Raw genomic sequence first — 17,346 nt, forward strand, 5'->3', positions numbered from 1 at the left:
TGTGCTCGGGACCGATCCGGCGGTCCGCGAGCGCCGCTACGGCTGCTTCGTCGATCTGCACGACGTTCTTCCTACCGGACCGGACTGCTCGGCGGTACGGCCCAGGCGGCCCAGGCGGCTCAGCCCGAGTTGCGCAGGGCCGTGGCCAGGCCGTTCATGGTCAGCAGGATGCCGCGTTTCACCAGTTCGGAGTCGTCCCCGGCGCGCAGGCGGCGCAGCAGTTCCACCTGCATCTGATTGAGCGGCTCCAGGTAGGGGAAGCGATTGTGGATCGACTCCGCGAGCGACGGGTTGTCGGCCAGCAGGTGATCGTTGCCGGTGATGGCGGCGTGCATACGCACGGTCCGGGCGTGTTCGTCGCGGATCATGCCGAAGATCTGCTCCCGCAACGACCCGTCCTCCACGAGTTCGGCGTAGCGTGCCGCGATGTCCAGATCGCTCTTGGCCATCACCTGCGCCATGTTGGACAGCACGGTGCGGAAGAACGGCCAGCGGCGGTACAGGTCGGCCAAGGTGGCCAGTCGCCGCGGGTCGCCGCCGATCCACTCCTCCAGCGCCGTGCCGGTGCCGTACCAGCCCGGCAGCATCACCCGCGCCTGGCTCCAGGACATCACCCAGGGGATGGCGCGCAAGTCGGCCACCGAACTCGTCGGCTTGCGCGAGGCAGGCCTGCTGCCGATGTTCAGGTCGCCGACCTCGGCGACCGGCGTGGACTGCCGGAAGTACTCGACGAATCCGGGTGTTTCGTGCACCAGCCGCGCGTATGCGGCGCGAGCGCGGGCAGCCAGGTCGTCCATGATTCCGTAAGACGGCTCGGCGTCGGGGCCGAGGCCCTCCACGTCCAGCAGGGTCGACTCCAAGGTGCCCGCGATCAGCGATTCCAGATTGCGGTGCGCCGCACCGGGTTCGGCGTATTTCGCGGCGATCACCTCACCCTGCTCGGTGAGCCGCAGCGAGCCGCGCACCGCACCCGCGGGCTGGGCGAGGATGGCGTCGTAGCTGCGGCCACCGCCGCGACCGACCGTGCCGCCGCGACCGTGGAACAGTCGCAGCCGGATCCCCGTCTTGCGGGCGACCTCGACCAGGTCCAGTTCGGCCCGGTACAGCGCCCAGTTCGCGGCCAGGTACCCGCCGTCCTTGTTGGAGTCGGAGTAGCCGAGCATGACCTCTTGGCGCATCCCTTGCGCGGCCACCAGATCGCGGTAGACGGGCACCTCCAGCGCCGCGGACAAGGTCGCCGCCCCGGCCCCCAGGTCCTCGATGGTCTCGAACAGCGGGACGATGCCCACCGGGCAGCTCGGCGGCCCGTCCGGCTCCCCGGGGTCGAGCAGTCCGCCTTCCTTCAGCAGCAACGCGGCTTCGAGCAGATCGCTGACCGACGTGCACATGCTGATGATGTAGTTCGGCACCGCCTCCGCGCCGAGGGTGCCCACCACATCCCGTGCGGCGCGGACGATGCCCAGTTCCTTCGCGGCGAGTTCGCTCAGCCGTGCGTGCGGGCCGAGCAGCGGGCGGCGGGTGCGCAGTTCGGCGGCGAGCAATTCCACCCTCCGCGACTCCGGCAGGCTCGCGTAGTCGGGGTGCACCCCGGCCCAGGCCAGCAGCTCGGCGACGACCTGCTCGTGTACCTCGGAGTTCTGTCGCAGGTCCAGGCCTTGCAGGTGGAAGCCGAAGGTCTCCAAGGCATAGCGCAACGCGGCGAGGCGATCGTCGGCGAGCAGGCCGTCACCGCTGCGCCGCAGCGAGGCGTCGATCGCGTCCAAGTCGTCCAGCGCCGCCTGCGGCGTCGGGTAGGGCCGCGCCCCGGTGTCCAGGCCGTTGGCCGGAACCTCTCCGAGCGCGGCCAGCGCGGTGGCGGTCAGCCGGGCGCGAACATGGTGCAGCGCACGGCGATACGGCTCGTCGGCATGCGTGGCCGGATCGGGATATCCGGTCTCGGCGAGGGCGGCGACTTCGGGCGTCACCGTGACCAGCCGAGCCGACAGCGACAGCGTCTTCTCCAATTCCACCAGCTCGCGCAGGTAACGCTCGAAAGCGACGCCCGCGGCGCGGAAGGCGGCCTGACGCACGACATCGGCGTCGACATAAGGGTTTCCGTCACGGTCGCCGCCGATCCACGAGCCGGGACGCAGGATCGGGCGCGGCAGCAACTCGACACCGGGCCAGCGCGAGCGCAGCGCCGCGCGCACCTCGGCGTTGATTTTCGGGATCACGTCGAACAGGGTGAGGTCGTAATAGCGCAGACCCACCGAGATCTCGTCCTGGATGCGCAAGCGGGCCAGGCGGATCAGCGCGGTTCGCCACAGGCTCAGCACCTGGCGACGGATCCGCAACTCCAGATCGGCTCGCTCGCCCTCGGCATAGCGCTGACGCAGGCGCATCAACTCGGTGATCCGGGCCTGCGCGTCGAAGACGGTGCGGCGGCGGGTCTCCGTCGGGTGCGCGGTGATCACCGGCGACACCAGCGCGTCGGCCAGCAGATCGGCGACCCGGGCCCCGTCGAGCGCGGCCGCGTCCAGTTTGCGGTAGGTCGCCGCCAGCGAGGAGTCCTGCGGAGGCTCCCCCGCCGCCTCGTGCGCGGCGCGGCGGCGGTCGCGTTGGATGTCCTCGGCCAGATTGGCCAGCAGCACGAAATAGCTGAACGCGCGGATGAGCGGAAGAGCCACCGCGATGTCCACACCGTCCAGCATTTCCGCGACGGCGCTGCGCCCGACTTCCTCGCGGCGTACCCGGAAAGCCTCGATACGCACCCGCTCGATGAGGTCGAAGACCTCCGGTCCCTCGTGGTCGCGAATGGTGTCGCCGAGCACGCCGCCGAGAAACCTGATGTCGTCGCGCAGCGGCCGGATGGCGTCCTGTTGGGTCTCGCTCATCGTTTCGCCCATGATCAGACAGTATTGCCCTCCGGCCCGCGCGGGTATGCGACGCGGCCCACACCGGCCGCGCCCGGATCAGTCCGGGAGTTCGGAGAAGCGCAGGTGGTTGCCCCACGGGTCGCGGAATCCGCAGTCGCGCACCCCGTACGGCTGCGAGATCGGCTCCTGCGTCACCTCGACCCCGGCGTCGCGCAGCCGGGCGAAGGTCGCGTCCACGGCGTCGGTGGTGAAGATCAGCGTGCCCTGCGCGCCGTTGGCCAGCCGAGCCCGCGCCGCCGCACCGGCGGCCTCGTCCGGCACCATCTCCGGGGTCTCGAGAATGAACTCGATACCCGGCTGCTTCGCGGGGCCGACGGTCACCCAGCGCCCACCGGCGAACGGCATGTCCGCGCGCACCTCGAGTCCGATGACGTCGCGGTAGAACTCCAGGGCCTTGTCCTGGTCACCGACCAGCACGCCGATGTGGGTGAGGGCGAGGTCCGCGCCGTTGCTCACGATGATGCTCCTTGTCGTCGTTCGGGAGGGGCAACAGTACAGACGCCGGACGCGCGGCGAATTCATCGGTGACGACCTTCGGATTTTCGGCCGGTGCCGCAGTGCACCCTCGTTCGAGCGACCCATCTGGCACCGGCCGGAAACTTCGTACCGCCGACAAGCCCCGATGCGTGGCGATCAGCCCATGTCTCACGCGGTGAGCTGATCCGGGCGGTGCAGCAGTACCTGCTCCAGCAGCGAAACCAACACCTCTTTGACCGAATCGCGAGACCTGGCATCGCACTCGAGAACCGGAATCCAGTTCTCCAGCTCCAGCGCTTCGCGAACCTCGCCGAGGTCGAAGTGGGCGCTGCCGTCGAAGCGGTTGACCGCCACGACGAAGGGCGTGCCGCGCTCCTCGAAATAGTCCAGCACCGGGTAACAGTCGTCGACGCGGCTGGTGTCCACCACGATCACCGCACCGAGCGCACCGTCGACCAGGTCGTCCCACAGGAAGACGAAGCGGTCCTGGCCCGGCGTGCCGAACAGGTACAGGATCAGCGAACTGTCCAGAGTGATGCGGCCGAAGTCGAGGGCGACCGTGGTATGCGTCTTGTCCGCACGGTGTCCTGGGTCGTCCACGCCGACGGCCATTTCGGTCATCGCCGCCTCGGTCACCAGCGGCTCGATTTCGGAGATGGCTCCGATGAACGTCGTCTTCCCGACGCCGAACCCGCCGCTGATCACGATTTTCACCGAGGACGGCATGGTCGGCGTTCGCATGTCAGAGTGCCCGGACAAGGTCCCTGATCCTCTCGATGGCAGCGGCGGTGAGCTGGTCGGCGGCGCGTACGGTCACGTGTCCGGCGGCGGCCAGGTCACTGACGACGACCTTGGCCACCCCGATCGGAACCCGCAGCGCGGTGCCGATTTCGGCGATGGAGTGCGGCTGCTGGCACAGCCGGACCAGGGTGTGCTGCTCGAAGCGCAGCGGAGCGGACAGCGCGGCGGGCTCGGCCCGCACCAACGTCTCGATGCGCAGCCCCTCCAGCAGTGGCGTGGTGCGTCCGGCGGTGACCACGAAGGGACGCACGAATCGCTCGTCGGCGGTGGATTCCCGTCTCATCGCCGCAGCGTCTCGCGGAGTTCGGCGATGAGCGCTGGATCCAGCAGCGCGCCGGCGCGCTCGGCGAGCACCGCCATCTCGTACCCCACCAGACCGACGTCACAACCGCTGTCGGCGATCACGCCGAGGCAGCTGCCGTCGCCCAGGGCGGAGACGAGCAGGAAGCCGCGCTTCATCTCGATCATGATCAGCTTCAGCCCGTCGAAGGCGTAACTGCGCGAGGCGCTTCGGGCGAGCCCGACCAGCCCGGACACCATGGCGGCGAGCCGGTCGGCGGAGATGCGGTCCAGGCCGTCGGACATGGCGATGAGCAGGCCGTCCGAGGAGACCGCGACCGCCTCGCGTACACCGTCGGTCTCCCGGACGAAGTTGGCCAGCATCCAATTGAATGTGTGCGGGTCGGCGCTCGGTATGTGGGTGGTCACCGGATCTCCTCTGCCATGGTGGCGGCGGGCTGGAATTCGTGCGCCGTATCGGCGGCGCGGATGACGTCGTCGTGCGGGGTGGCGGCGTGCCTTCCGGGCGCGCCACGCTGATAGCCCGATCGGAAGGCGGACAGCATGCCGCGGATCTCCTCGGGTGAGCGCTCGACCACGGGTGCGGGCTCCGATCGCGGCACCGTGCCGGGCCGTGGACCGGTAGCGGCCGCGCGGGCCCTTTTGTTGCGTTTGACCAAGCCGTTCTTGGTGTGCCGCAGCACGGATTCGGAACCCGCTGCCGGGCTGCTCGAGTCGAAGGCCGCGACGCACGGCGCAGCCGCCGGTTCCGTTCGCGGTGCGACGAGCTGGGTCTGCGCCGACGACCCGGCGTTCGTCCTGGATCGAGCCGGTGCGCGAGCCACGGTCGCTTCGGCAACGGACGGACGCGGTCTCGGCGAACTCGAACCGATCGGGAGCGCAGCGACGCGTGGCGCGGGCTCGCTCGGGTCGTCGCGCTGTACCTGTCCGGTTTCGAGCATGGCCGACGGCAGCGTCAGACGCGCGACGATGCCGCTCACCGGCGAGGCGCTCAGGTCGACCTCGATGCCGAGCCGCTCGGCGAGCCTGCCGACGACGTAGTGGCCCAGATGGCGGGTCGGCGCGACCACGAAATCCTGTTCGCTGCGCAGTCGTGCGTTGGCCTGTGCCAAGTGCTCGGCGGGCATGCCGACGCCGTGGTCGACCACCGCGAGCAGATATCCGTTCGGCCCGGCGCGCCCGTAGATCTCGACCTCGAGATCCGGTGGGGAAAAGGCGAGTCCGTTCTCGATCAGCTCCGCGAGCATGTGTGCCAGCTCGCTGGCCGCCGCGCCCGTGACGAGCACCTCGTCCATCCGGCGCAGCACCACTCTGCGGTAGTCGTCCACCTCGGACAGGCCCGCGCGGATGACGTCGCTGAGCGGGATGGGTTCGGCCCAGCGGCGCGGGCTGGCCTCGCCGACCAGCACGAGCAGACTCTCGGCGTTGCGGCGCATTCGGGTGGCGAGATGGTCGAGTTCGAACAGGTTCGACAGCGCCTTGGGATCGAGCTCCTCCCGCTCGAATTCGCTGATCAGACCGAGCTGGCGGCGCACGAGATTCTGGCTGCGGCGGGCCAGGCTGACCATCGACTCCGTGGTGTTGCGGCGCACCAGCGCCTGCTCCGACGCGAGGTCGAAGGCGGTGGACTGCACCCGATCCAAAGCTCCTGCCAAGGCGGCGATCTCGACGCTCGCACCCGCCGGTGTCCGCACCGGTGCGGGTGGGTCCGGCGGGCGGGTGTCGTGGCCGGTGCGCCAGGCCGCGATCACGTCGGGCAGCCGCCGGCTCGATACGTCGTCGGCGTCCGCGGCCAGCATGGCCAAAGGCCGGACGATGGCGCGCACCGCGGAGACGACCAGCGCCACTTCCACCGCGATCGCCGCCAGCGCGGCGAGCACGAACGCGCCCAGGATCGAGGCGGCGTTGCGGCGCAACACCTCCGCGCGCGAGCCGATGTCGGCGCCGACCGCCTGCTGCACGGTGCGCTGCTCATCGATGACCCCGGTCATCCCGGCCCACCAGGTGATCGGGTCGACCGGACGCACCAGCGGTCCGGCGCTCGAGGCGATCGCGATGTTCTCCGACTCCGCGGTCCGGACCGCGCTGTCGCTGTCCAGCACGGCGTCCAACCGCGCCTGCTGAACCGCGGTGGCATAGCGGGCGAACGCGGCCAGAGCAGCCAGCTTGGCCGCCCGGATGTCGAGGAACTGCACGTACTCACCCGGCCCGAAAGCGCCGGCGGCGAAGACGCCGTTCAGGAAGCCGCGTTCCCGCGCCGTCTGCTCCTTGGCTTCGCCCAGCGCGTACAACGCTTGCAGACCGTGCCGGACCGCCGGATCGGCGGCCTGGTCCAGACCGAGGGACAAGTGGTTCAGCGCGTCGATGGCGTCGGTGTAGTACTGGAAGGCCGCGTGCCGGGCCGTTCGCCGCTCATCGATCCGGGCGCGGGTCGCGTCCAGGTCGGTCAGCGGCCGGGCGGCCGCGCGCACCGGTTCCGCGCCGGGCGGGTTGTCCGTCATCGCACGCCGCAGCTCGCGCAGCGCACGGTCGACCGCGCCGCGCTGGTCGGCGACGGGCTGGAGCAATCGCCCGTCGCCGCCGAGCAGTCCGTTGGTCAGGCCGCGCTCGCGCTGCGTCTCGTGCACCAGTTTCTGCACCGCCAGCGCCAGCGATACCGCAGCCGCCGTGTCCCGGCTCCCGCGGTACGCGTCGACCTCCCGCGCGACCATCGCGCCCAGCAGCGTGAGCACCAGTACCAAAGGGACGACGAGGATTCGAGCCAACTGTCCGCGAATGGTGCGGGGGCGGACGATTCCGCTGCCCGCCCCCTGCCATCGGCCGGGCGTGGATAACCTTGTGCCCCCGGATAATTCCGGTCGTCGGCGTGACCGCACCACCCTCTGCTCCTCCGATCGGCCGCCGTGACCGCTGCACGGCGAGGACACGGAAATCAGGGGCAAACTTTCACAGGGCCTTCCCGGTGTCAACGCGAAATTCGGGCAAACCGGACACTGTGCGGACTTCTAAACACACTGGCAACGAGGGGTTACCGGGCGCGACGAATCCGGCCTCCACCCGGAGGGGTAGACGCCGAGTCAGGCTGCCTGTTACCCGCGTTCGCCCGCCCCGAAACCCCTCGGCGCGATTCTGATACAGTCCGGCGCGATACATCGGAGGGCAAGAGGGCTGGATGGCGCACCGAATTACGTTGATTCCCTTGGCAATAGCACTCGCGTTCGGATCTGCCGCCTGCGGCGACGAGTCCGGCGGGTCACCGGCGACGACCACCACGCAGGCCGCTGGCACGGCCACCCAGTTGTTCGATCCCTGCACGGGCATCCCCGACACCGCGCTGACGAGCGCCGGACTCGATCCGGCGAGCAAGCAGGTCGGCGTCGGCGGGGCGAAGCAGCCCGGCTGGGAGATCTGCGGATGGAAGGGCGCGGACTTCACCCTCGGGGTGTTCTCCAACAGCGCGTCCGTGGCCGAGTTCGAGCGGAAACCGGGCAATGTCGACTTCCAGGAAGTCACCATCGCCGGACGACCCGGACGCCAGTTCCGAGTCGACGACGCCGCCAGAGACCAGATGTGCGATGTGCTGTTCCCCGCTCGCCAGGGATTGCTGCAACTGACACTGGTCAACAAGTCCGCGGACCAGAATCCCTGCGATCGCCTGGCGAGCATCGGCGAAGCGATCGTCCCCGCACTGCCGAGGTAGCGCAGCGCGCCGCTGGAGATCAGACAGAGCCCAGGATGCCGAGCACCTTGTCGGAGCTGTAGAAGGGAGCCAGGCGCTCACGGATCAGCCCGGCGAGGACGCCATCCCGCTTCGCGCCCTCGATGACCGCCGGTCCGTAGTGCAGGATCTCTGCGATGATGTCGTCACCGGTGAGCCCGAGTTCGGGCAGCATGGCCGCCAGGGTGTAATCGCCGTACTTGGTGAAGAACACCTCCACGCACTCGTCCAGGAGCAGGCCGAAGTACTCCTTCTCGCGGGTGGTGACGGCGATCTCGTAGCACAGCAGCACGAGTTCGTTGAGGTCCTTCTGGGTCAGGTACCGGCGCAGCCCGCTGACCGGTTCGTCGGCGTGCAGGTCCCAGAACTCCATCGCGGCGTCGTGCACCGGCGCGTCGCGCAGCATCTCGCGGATGGCGTTGTTGGTGCGCTTGAGCGCGAACAGCGCGCCCTTGCCCGCCAGATCGCCGACGAACGTGCTGTCGGCGGCGACCTTCTTGGCGCGATTGGCCGCGGACTGGCCGAGCGACATCAGCGAGGAGACGCCCGGGATCTTCTCGGCACGCTCCCGATTGGCCTGCATGAAATCGTTGATGAGCTTGTCGACGAACTTCGACGCGACCGTGGCCACCAGCGGGCTCTCGGTGAGCCGGTCCAGAATGCGCTCCTGCGCCTGATGCATGCCGAAGATCTTCTCCAGCAGCGCCTCGACCGGCTCGCGGTCGACCACCTCGCCGAGCGTGTAGTCGTGGTTGGCGGCGATATGGTCGTAGATGGAGTCGGCGAACACACCGACCATGTCCGCGATCACCGGACTCCCGCCGATCAGCTCGACGACGGTGCGGACGGTCTGCTTGGCCTGGCCGATCTCGACGACGTCCCGGAAGACGAGTGTGTCGGCGACCGCGAGCACGGCCTCGGTGTCGCGTGCGACCACCTCCGCGAAGCGCTCACCGGTCACTTCCGCGAGCAGGAATTCCACCTGGGCGTCCAGTAGCCGTTCGGCGATCTCACGCGGCTCGCTCATCGAATTCCACCCATCACAGTCGTCGTCCGGCACGGCCGGCCCGGATCACGGCTGCTGTGGGTCGGCGTCGTCGCCGTGCACCGACTTCCGTATCCGGTCCAAGCGCTCGCGCGCGGCCTTCTCGCGTGCCTGCCATTGTTCGTCCACACTGCGGCCCGCGGGAGTCTGCCGGTCGAGTTCACCCATCCCCTGCGCGGTGCCGTAGCGCTGCTCGACCTTATCGCGAACTGACTCGAAGGTAGGAACGCCGGTGGCCGAATACCCCCCGCTCGTGGCGGGCGGCGGCGTACCGGGCGGCGGTACCGGTACCGCTGGTACCGCGGAAGGGCCGCCGACCTGGCCGGATACGTCCGGCAGCGACCCAGGAGCCGGGGCGGTTCCGGCTGGGGTGGTAGGAGTCACATCCGAGGCGGCTCCTACCTCACCGGTCTCCACCAACCCGACCAGCGCCGCGTGAACCGCACCGAACCCCGGGCGCCCGGCCGTCGCGACCAGCAGCACACCTGCCAGTTCCCTGTCGGGCAGCCCGGCCAACCGGCTAGCGATATCGCTGTTGTCACTCATACCGCCAGGCTACGCAGCCGGGACCGGACCACACGCCGTTCACGACCGCACGAGCGCGCCCGCCCAATCGCGCACGAGGTCGTACCACATCGAACCGCCGACGAGGATCAGGTCGTTGTGCCCCGCGCCGGGAAAGACGACCAGCCTCTTCGGCTGCGGCGCCGCGGCGTAGAGCCGTTGCGCGTGCCGCAGCGGCAGCAATTCGTCCTGGTCGCCGTGCATGATCAGGACCGGAGCGCGCAGCGAGCGAATACGGCGTTCGTTCGGATAGGCGTTCGGGACCAGCGGTGCCGGCAGGAAGGGATACACCGAGCGAGCCGCGTCGCGAAGACCGCTGAAGGTGGACATCAGCATCACCCCGGCCGGCGGATGGTGCTGCGCCAGCTCGAGCACGACGCCACCCCCGAGGGACTTGCCCAGATACAGCACGCGGCTCGGATCGACGCCCGGTTGCGCCAGCAGCGCCCGGCGCGCGGCATGTGCGTCCAGGTAGGTGCCGTGCTCGGTCGGTTTCCCGGTGCTGCGTCCGTACCCGCGGTAGTCGAAGGCCAGCACGTCGAACCCGGCCTCGGTGAGCAAGGCGAAGATCGGCACCCGGTCACCGATGTTGCCCGCGTTGCCGTGCGCGAACAGGATGTGTCCGGCCGAATGCCGGGCGGGCATCCACCAGCCGTGCACGGTTTCCCCGTCCGAAGTCGGCATGGACAGCTCGGTGTAGCCCATGCCGAGCAGCGCCGGGGTCTGCAGCACCATCCGTTCCGGCAGGTAGGTCAGCGCGTTCAGGATCGGACGAGCCGGATGTCGCATGTCCACGTTCTTACTCCTGCGGAAGCGGGGCGGCATCAGGCGGGTGGTGGGAGAACCAGCCGGGCGAGAAGACCGTGCGGGTCACGCCTGCCGCACGGTCTCGTCGGTCGGGAAAGCAGGCGGTCAGCCGCGCAGCACCGCACCGACGGCCTGGGCCGCCGCCGCGACCGCCGCGTCCCGCGCCGCACTCGCCTCGTCTTCGGTGAGGGTCCGGTCGGGGGCCCGGAAACGCAGGGCGTAGGTGAGCGACTTACGTCCCTCGCCCGCCTGAGCGCCCTCGTACACGTCGAACAGCGCGATGTCCTCCAGCAGCTCGCCACCGCCGGTGCGCAGCGCGGCTTGGACGGACGCGGCCGGAATCGACTTCTCGACGCTCACCGAGACGTCCTGGAGCACCGCAGGGAACGGCGACACCGTCGGAACCGGCCGAGTTTCCCGCAGCGGCAACGCGTCGAGGTCGAGCTCGACGGCGCAGGTGCGCGGCGGCAGACCGGAACGTTCCAGCACGGCTGGGTGCAGTTCACCCGCGTGGCCGACGACCGTTCCGTCGACCACCAGCTCGGCGCAGCGTCCGGGGTGCCAGGGCAGATGAGCCGCCGGACGGCGCTCGATCGTCACACCCGCCGCGTCGCCGACGGCGTCGGCCAGGGCGAAGGCGTCGGCGGCCTCCACCGGACGGCCCGGCCCCCACGGCCCGCGCGGCTCGCGGCGACCGGTCAGGACGGCGGCCACGTGCACCGGCTGCTCGGGCAGCGATTCGACCAACTCGGCGATCTCGTCGTCGGTGGGGCGGCGGTCCACCGGCAGCGGTTCGACCGCCTTGGTCTTCGCTCCGGGCAGCACGACTTGCGCGATGCCGTAGATGGCCAGATCACGCGCGCCCCGCGAGATGTTGCGGGCGGCCACCTCGAACAGGCCGGGCAGCAGCGTGGTGGCTAATTCGGAACGCTCCACGTCGAGTGGGTTCAGCACCTTGGTGGTGGCGCGACGCGGGTCGTCGGCATCCAGGCCCCAGATGTCGAACACCCCGGCGGGCAGGAACGCCGGCGGCGGAACCTCCACGGCGCCGGCGAACGCCAGCGCACGGCTAACGGCGCGGCGGCGGCGCTGGGCCGGGGTGAGCCCGCGCCCGGCCGGTGCGGCGGGCAGCACGGAGGGGATCTGCTCGAGCCCCTCCAAGCGCAGCACCTCCTCCACCAGGTCGGCGGGCTGGGCCAGATCGGGCCGCCAGCTCGGCGGCGTCACGACCAGCTGACCGTGTCCGCTGTCGCTGACGCCGACCTCGACAACGCAGCCGATCTGCGCGAGGCGGCGCGCCGAGGTCCCGGTGGGGTAGATGACGCCAGCGACGCGGTCGGCCAAGTCGATGTCGATGCGGATGGGCTCGCGAGCCGCCACCGGCACCCGGACGTCGGTCAGCACGGGTTCGACGGTGCCACCGGCGATTTCGGCGAGCAGGGTGGCGGCCCGATCGAGCGCGGCGACGTTGATCTCCGGATCGACGACCCGCTCGTAGCGCTTACCGGCCTCGGACACCAGCTTGTGCCTGCGCGCGGTCCGGTAGATCAGCAGCGGATTCCAGGTGGCCGCTTCGAGCAGGATGTCGGTGCTCTCCGCACCGACCTCGGTGCTCGCCCCGCCCATCACACCGGCAAGCGAGATGACGCCGGAATCGTCGGCGATCACCACGTCCTCGGCGTCGAGCGCCCGCTCCACGTCGTCCAAGGTCCGCAACTTCTCGCCCTGGTTCGCGGTGCGGACCACCAACCCGCCGGACAACTTGTCCGCGTCGAAAGCGTGTAGCGGCTGCCCGAGTTCCAGCATGACGTAGTTGGTGACGTCCACCGCGGGTGAGATCGGGCGCACGCCCGACAGCAACAGCCTGCGCTGCAACCACCAGGGGCTGACCGCCTTCGGGTCGGCGCCGGTGACCCGGCGCGCCGCGAAACGGGTGCACCGGGAGTCCGGCTCGACCTGGATCGACCAGGCTTGCTGCTCGTGGTCGGGCAGGGTCCGCACCGCCGGGTCGGCGTACTCGAGATCGAAACCGCACGCCAGTTCGCGCGCCAAGCCGCGCACCGAGAAGCAGTAACCGCGGTCGGGGGTGATGTTCAGCTCGATGACGGTGTCGTCCAGACCGAGCAGTGCGTTGGCGTCGGTGCCCGGCTCGGCGGTGCCCGGTTCCAGCACCAATATGCCGGAATGGTCTTTGCCGATGCCGAGTTCGGCGACCGAGCAGATCATCCCGTTGGAGACGTGGCCGTAGGTCTTGCGCGAGGTGATCTGGAATCCGCCGGGCAGTACGCCGCCGGGCAGCACCACGACCACGAGGTCACCGACCTCGAAATTACTCGCGCCGCAGATGATCTCCTGCAGTTCGGGCTTGCCGATGTCCACCTTGCAGAAGCGGATCGGCTTTTTGAACTCGGTCAGCTCGGTGATCTCGGCGACCCGGCCGACCACCAGCGGCGCCTCGCCGCCCTCCGGGCCCGCGACCCGCTGGAGCTTGTCGACCTCTTCGACTTCGAGCCCGACCCGGACGAATCCCGCGTCGAGCTCCTCCGGCGTCACCGACCACTCCGGGGTGGTGCGCTGGATGATGTCGGTCAGCCAGGACTGCGCTACTCGCACTTGACGTTTCGCTCTCTCGATCGAAGGGTGAGGTCAGGACCGGATGCCGAAGGGCAGCGTGAAACGCACGTCGCCTTCGACGATGTCGCGCATGTCCGGGATGCCGTTGCGGAACTGCAGCGTCCGCTCCAGGCCCATGCCGAACGCGAACCCGCTGTACACCTCGGGATCGATCCCGCTGGCGATCAGCACCTTCGGGTTCACCATGCCGCAGCCGCCCCATTCGACCCATCCCGCGCCGCCCTTCTTGTCGGGGAACCACACGTCGACCTCGGCGGAGGGCTCGGTGAACGGAAAGTAGTTGGGGCGCATGCGGGTGCGGGTCTGCGGCCCGAACAATGCCCTCGCGAACGCGTCCAGCGTGCCGCGCAGATGCGCCATGGTCAGGCCCTTGTCCACCGCCAAGCCCTCGACCTGTGAGAACACCGGGGTGTGCGTGGCGTCCAGCTCGTCGGTGCGGAAGGTGCGGCCCGGGCAGACCACATAGATCGGCACGTCCCGCTCCAGCATCGAGCGCACCTGCACCGGAGAGGTGTGCGTGCGCAGCACCTGACGCGAGCCCTCCGGCGCGATGTGGAAGGTGTCCTGCATGGTGCGGGCGGGATGGTCGGGCAGGAAGTTCAGCGCGTCGAAGTTGAAGTGCTCGGTCTCCACCTCGGGGCCTTCGGCGACCTCCCAGCCCATCGCGACGAACACGTCGGCGATCTGCTCGGAGATGACCGTGATCGGGTGCCGGGCGCCGACGGCCGTGCGGCGGGCGGGCAGCGTCACGTCGATGGTCTCGGCGACCAGTACGGCGGCATCGCGCTCGGCCAGCAACGTGGCGCGGCGGGCCTCGAACGCCTCCGACACCCTGGCCCTGGCGACGTTGACCCGTTTGCCCGCGTCGGCCTTCTCCGTCTTGGGCAGGCTGCCCAACGCACGCTGCGCCAGGGCCAGCGGCGCCTTGCCGCCGAGGTGCTCGGTTTTCGCGACCGCGAGCGCATCCAGGTCGGCGGCAGCGGCGAACGCCTTCTCGGCGGCCGCCGCGGCCGCGGCCAGTGCCTCCTCGGTCAGCGCTGCGCTCTGCTCGACTGCCTCGATGTCGTCGGCCACGATGCTCCGTCTCTCCCCTCGGGATCGGTCCGCGGGCACGGCTGATCGCCATCCCGCATTGCTGCTGGTCGAATCGTATTCGATACCTCGGTGGCGATTCACGCGGATTACCCGCTAACGCGGACCGAGCGGTCTGTTCAGTCTGTGCCGATCTGCCCATCTGCGGCCTGCGGGCACCAGCGCGCGGGCGGATCGGCGAGGTCGCCGGTTGCGCGTTGCGACCGAGGTCTCGGCACCCGGACCGCAGGTGGGCTGCATGGTCCGGATCGCCGATGCGCCCGCCGGGTGCACAGCGCACCCCTAGCCCAACCCGCGGTCTCGAGCGCAGCGAGACCGATTGTCCGCTCGCGGCCCGGCTCGCGTCCGAGTGGCCGCCGCGTACATGACGAAGGAGCAAGCGGCGGCCGCTCGGACACGAGCCACAAGGGAGCCGCCAACACGCCGCGCCGCAGGTGGCAGATCAAACACAGTAGCGGACGCGCGAGTTCGCGTAGAGGCAGATCGCGGCGGCAGTCGCCAGATTCAGGCTCTCGGCGCGGCCGCGGATCGGAATGCGGATGCGGTGGTCGGCGCGCCGTGCGACGGCCGGGTCAAACCCGTGCGCCTCGTTGCCGAACAACCAGGCCACCGGGCCGGTGAACAACTCGTCCGCGTCGTCGAGATCGACCTCGCCGTTCGCCGCGGTCGCCAGGATGGTGATGCCCGCCGCGGCGATCGCATCCAGCGTCTCGCCGACATCGCGGTGCCGTGCGATCGGCACGTGGAAGATGCTGCCCGCGCTGGCGCGCACGCACTTGCCGTTGTGCGGATCGACGGTGTCGCCCGCCAGCACCACGCCGTCGGCGCCCACGGCATCGGCGACCCGCACGAGCGTGCCCGCGTTCCCCGGCTCGGCCATCTCGACCGGAACGGCCAGCATTCGCGGCGCCGAGTCGAGGATTCGGGAAAGGGGCACGTCGAGCAGATCGCAGACCGCCACCAATCCCGGCGCCGTCACCGTTTCACCGAGATGCTGCGCCGCTCGATCGCTGACCAGCGTGGTGCGCACGCCCGTCGCGGCCGCCTCCGCGATCAGCGCGTGGTCGCGTTCGGCGGCGGCTTTCGAATAGAACAGTTCGTGGACGCGCGCGGTCTCCAGCGCTGCCGCGACGGCGTTGGCGCCTTCGGCGAGGAATCGTCCCGCTTTCCGACGCTGTGCGCCGCGCTGCAGTTTGACAGCGGAAACGACCCGTGGATTGCGCTCGCTGAGCGCTTCCACGGGTCGTTCCGAGAGTTGTCCGTGTGCCAACGGATGCGGCTCAGGCAGCCGGCGCGTTGACGTCCTGCGGCAGGGCGGCCTTCGCGACCGCGACGAGCCCGGCGAACGCCTCGGCGTCCGACACCGCGAGCTCGGCGAGGATCTTGCGGTCCACCTCCACACCGGCGGCCTTCAGGCCCTGGATGAAGCGGTTGTAGGTGATGTCGTTGATCCGCGCGGCGGCGTTGATGCGCGCGATCCACAGCTTGCGGAAGTCACCCTTGCGCGCCCGGCGGTCCCGGTAGGCGTAGGTGAGCGAGTGCAGCTGCTGCTCCTTGGCCTTGCGGTACAGCCGCGAGCGCTGGCCGCGGTAGCCCTTGGAGGCCTCGAGGATGGAACGTCGCTTCTTCTGAGCGTTGACGGCCCTTTTGACGCGTGCCACTGGTCAGTCCTGTTCGATCTGGGGGCGCGGGGCAGCGCCCGGAAATGGGTCGGGGTGGCGACGGAGTTGCTCCGGTCGCGGCGTGCTTGTCGGTCCGCGCCGGGCGCGATCAGATACCGAGAAGCTTCTTCACGCGACGGACGTCGGCGGGGGCGACTACTTCCACGCCGTCCAGACGACGAGTCCGGCGGGTGGGCTTGTGCTCGAACAGGTGGCGACGGTTCGCCTGCTGGCGAAGCAGCTTGCCTTTGCCGGACACCTTGAATCGCTTCGAGGCGCCGCTGTGCGTCTTCATCTTCGGCATGGATTCCTCTATCTGTCGTCCCGGCGGCCGGGGCGGGTCGCCGGTGTTCTGATCGGTGTTACTGCGGGCCGGCCGTCTCGGCCTGCTCCGCAGCGGGCTGACCGGCCGGGGCGGCACTGGGCGCCGGGCGCGGACCCGACTCCTGCTGCGCCTTCACCCGGGTCTTCGCACCTTTGTGGGGGGCGAGGACCATGGTCATGTTGCGACCGTCCTGCTTGGCCGAGGTTTCCACGAAACCCAGTTCGGCGACGTCGGATGCCAGCCGCTGCAGCAGCCGGAAGCCGAGTTCGGGCCGGGACTGCTCGCGTCCCCGGAACATGATCGTGACCTTGACCTTGGACCCGGCCTCGAGGAAGCGAACGACATTGCGCTTCTTGGTCTCGTAGTCGTGGTCGTCGATCTTCGGGCGGAGCTTCTGCTCCTTGATCACCGTCTGCTGCTGGTTCTTCCGAGACTCGCGCGCCTTCTGCGCCGTCTCGTACTTGAACTTGCCGTAGTCCATGATCTTGCAGACCGGCGGACGGGCATCGGGTGCCACCTCGACCAGATCGAGGTCGGCTTCGAGGGCGACGCGTAGTGCATCTTCAACACGCACGATCCCAACCTGCTCGCCGCCAGGTCCGATGAGCCGGACCTCGGGAACTCGGATGCGATCGTTGATGCGGGTCTCAGTGCTGATGGGGCCTCCTAGGTCAAGCGGTGTCGTCGGACGACCGCGCGCAATAACTGCAACCCCTGTTCAACACGAAGGCCCCGGTGCGGTATTCCGCACGGGGCCCGATGTCGACCGATCGCCGACCACGAGCGAACTCGCGTCGACCCTCGTGATTCGGGTTCTCCATGAGAACTCCGGCACGAGAAACCCGCCCTCTCGGGCGGATGACCGGACCGCTGGACCGTACGATGACTCGTCGGCAACGGTGGGAGTCGGGCTCCACTTATCAGCCCCGAGGCAAGCCCGGGGCGGTCGTCGGCGGAAAGTCTAACATTCCGTTCGGCTATCGCCGAATCGGGTCGAAAATGCCTTG

At 69.4% G+C, this 17,346-nt stretch carries 16 protein-coding genes; 1 reads left to right on the plus strand and 15 read right to left on the minus strand.

The window, feature by feature from the left end; all coding sequences use genetic code 11:
* Positions 1-119 precede the first annotated feature (119 nt).
* From ppc to K8O92_31245, 6 genes are all read right to left on the minus strand, one after another.
* A complete protein-coding gene (ppc, locus tag K8O92_31220) occupies positions 120-2,873 on the minus strand; it encodes a phosphoenolpyruvate carboxylase (GenBank protein UAK36049.1) in 2,754 nt (917 codons plus the stop codon).
* Positions 2,874-2,951: 78 nt separating this feature from the next.
* On the minus strand, positions 2,952-3,371 hold the full coding sequence (locus tag K8O92_31225; GenBank protein ID UAK32132.1) for a VOC family protein: 420 nt from the start codon (positions 3,369-3,371) through the stop codon (positions 2,952-2,954).
* Between the two features lie 189 nt (positions 3,372-3,560).
* The gene (locus K8O92_31230; protein ID UAK36050.1) at positions 3,561-4,118 is read right to left on the minus strand and encodes an ATP/GTP-binding protein; all 558 of its coding nucleotides are present in this window, start codon (positions 4,116-4,118) and stop codon (positions 3,561-3,563) included.
* 16 nt (positions 4,119-4,134) lie between these two features.
* Positions 4,135-4,476, minus strand: coding sequence for a DUF742 domain-containing protein (locus K8O92_31235; GenBank protein ID UAK32133.1), 342 nt, complete (start codon positions 4,474-4,476; stop codon positions 4,135-4,137).
* A complete protein-coding gene (locus K8O92_31240; GenBank protein ID UAK36051.1) occupies positions 4,473-4,856 on the minus strand; it encodes a roadblock/LC7 domain-containing protein in 384 nt (127 codons plus the stop codon). The genes K8O92_31235 and K8O92_31240 overlap by 4 nt, the downstream gene beginning before the upstream one ends.
* A 41-nt stretch (positions 4,857-4,897) precedes the next feature.
* On the minus strand, positions 4,898-7,435 hold the full coding sequence (locus tag K8O92_31245; protein ID UAK32134.1) for a nitrate- and nitrite sensing domain-containing protein: 2,538 nt from the start codon (positions 7,433-7,435) through the stop codon (positions 4,898-4,900).
* A gap of 257 nt (positions 7,436-7,692) precedes the next feature.
* Between K8O92_31245 and K8O92_31250 the strand changes: the two genes are divergently transcribed.
* Positions 7,693-8,193 carry a DUF3558 domain-containing protein gene (locus K8O92_31250; GenBank protein UAK32135.1) on the plus strand — a complete coding sequence of 167 codons (501 nt, stop codon included), beginning with the start codon at positions 7,693-7,695 and terminating at the stop codon, positions 8,191-8,193.
* Positions 8,194-8,212: 19 nt separating this feature from the next.
* Here the strand turns inward: K8O92_31250 and K8O92_31255 are convergent, their stop codons facing one another.
* The 9 genes from K8O92_31255 to infC form a co-directional block, all read right to left on the minus strand.
* Positions 8,213-9,238 carry a hypothetical protein gene (locus K8O92_31255; GenBank protein UAK32136.1) on the minus strand — a complete coding sequence of 342 codons (1,026 nt, stop codon included), beginning with the start codon at positions 9,236-9,238 and terminating at the stop codon, positions 8,213-8,215.
* Positions 9,239-9,283: 45 nt separating this feature from the next.
* Entirely contained in the window at positions 9,284-9,802 is a 519-nt protein-coding gene (locus tag K8O92_31260; GenBank protein UAK32137.1) for a hypothetical protein, read from the minus strand.
* Positions 9,803-9,841: 39 nt separating this feature from the next.
* Positions 9,842-10,609 carry an alpha/beta hydrolase gene (locus K8O92_31265; GenBank protein UAK36052.1) on the minus strand — a complete coding sequence of 256 codons (768 nt, stop codon included), beginning with the start codon at positions 10,607-10,609 and terminating at the stop codon, positions 9,842-9,844.
* 123 nt (positions 10,610-10,732) lie between these two features.
* Positions 10,733-13,240, minus strand: coding sequence for a phenylalanine--tRNA ligase subunit beta (gene pheT / locus K8O92_31270; GenBank protein ID UAK32138.1), 2,508 nt, complete (start codon positions 13,238-13,240; stop codon positions 10,733-10,735).
* Between the two features lie 33 nt (positions 13,241-13,273).
* Complete coding sequence (gene pheS / locus K8O92_31275) at positions 13,274-14,335, minus strand: phenylalanine--tRNA ligase subunit alpha (GenBank protein ID UAK32139.1); 1,062 nt, start codon at positions 14,333-14,335, stop codon at positions 13,274-13,276.
* A 460-nt stretch (positions 14,336-14,795) separates the two neighbouring features.
* Positions 14,796-15,593, minus strand: a complete 798-nt coding sequence (locus K8O92_31280) for an RNA methyltransferase (GenBank protein UAK32140.1) — start codon at positions 15,591-15,593, stop codon at positions 14,796-14,798.
* Between the two features lie 40 nt (positions 15,594-15,633).
* Positions 15,634-16,014 carry a 50S ribosomal protein L20 gene (rplT, locus tag K8O92_31285; protein ID UAK32141.1) on the minus strand — a complete coding sequence of 127 codons (381 nt, stop codon included), beginning with the start codon at positions 16,012-16,014 and terminating at the stop codon, positions 15,634-15,636.
* Positions 16,015-16,123: 109 nt separating this feature from the next.
* Positions 16,124-16,318, minus strand: a complete 195-nt coding sequence (gene rpmI, locus K8O92_31290) for a 50S ribosomal protein L35 (GenBank protein ID UAK32142.1) — start codon at positions 16,316-16,318, stop codon at positions 16,124-16,126.
* Positions 16,319-16,376: 58 nt separating this feature from the next.
* Positions 16,377-17,042: a translation initiation factor IF-3 gene (gene infC / locus K8O92_31295; GenBank protein ID UAK36053.1), complete on the minus strand. Its 666-nt coding sequence runs from the start codon at positions 17,040-17,042 to the stop codon at positions 16,377-16,379.
* Positions 17,043-17,346 lie beyond the last annotated feature (304 nt).

The organism is Nocardia asteroides (assembly GCA_019930625.1).
Lineage (GTDB): Bacteria > Actinomycetota > Actinomycetes > Mycobacteriales > Mycobacteriaceae > Nocardia > Nocardia sputi.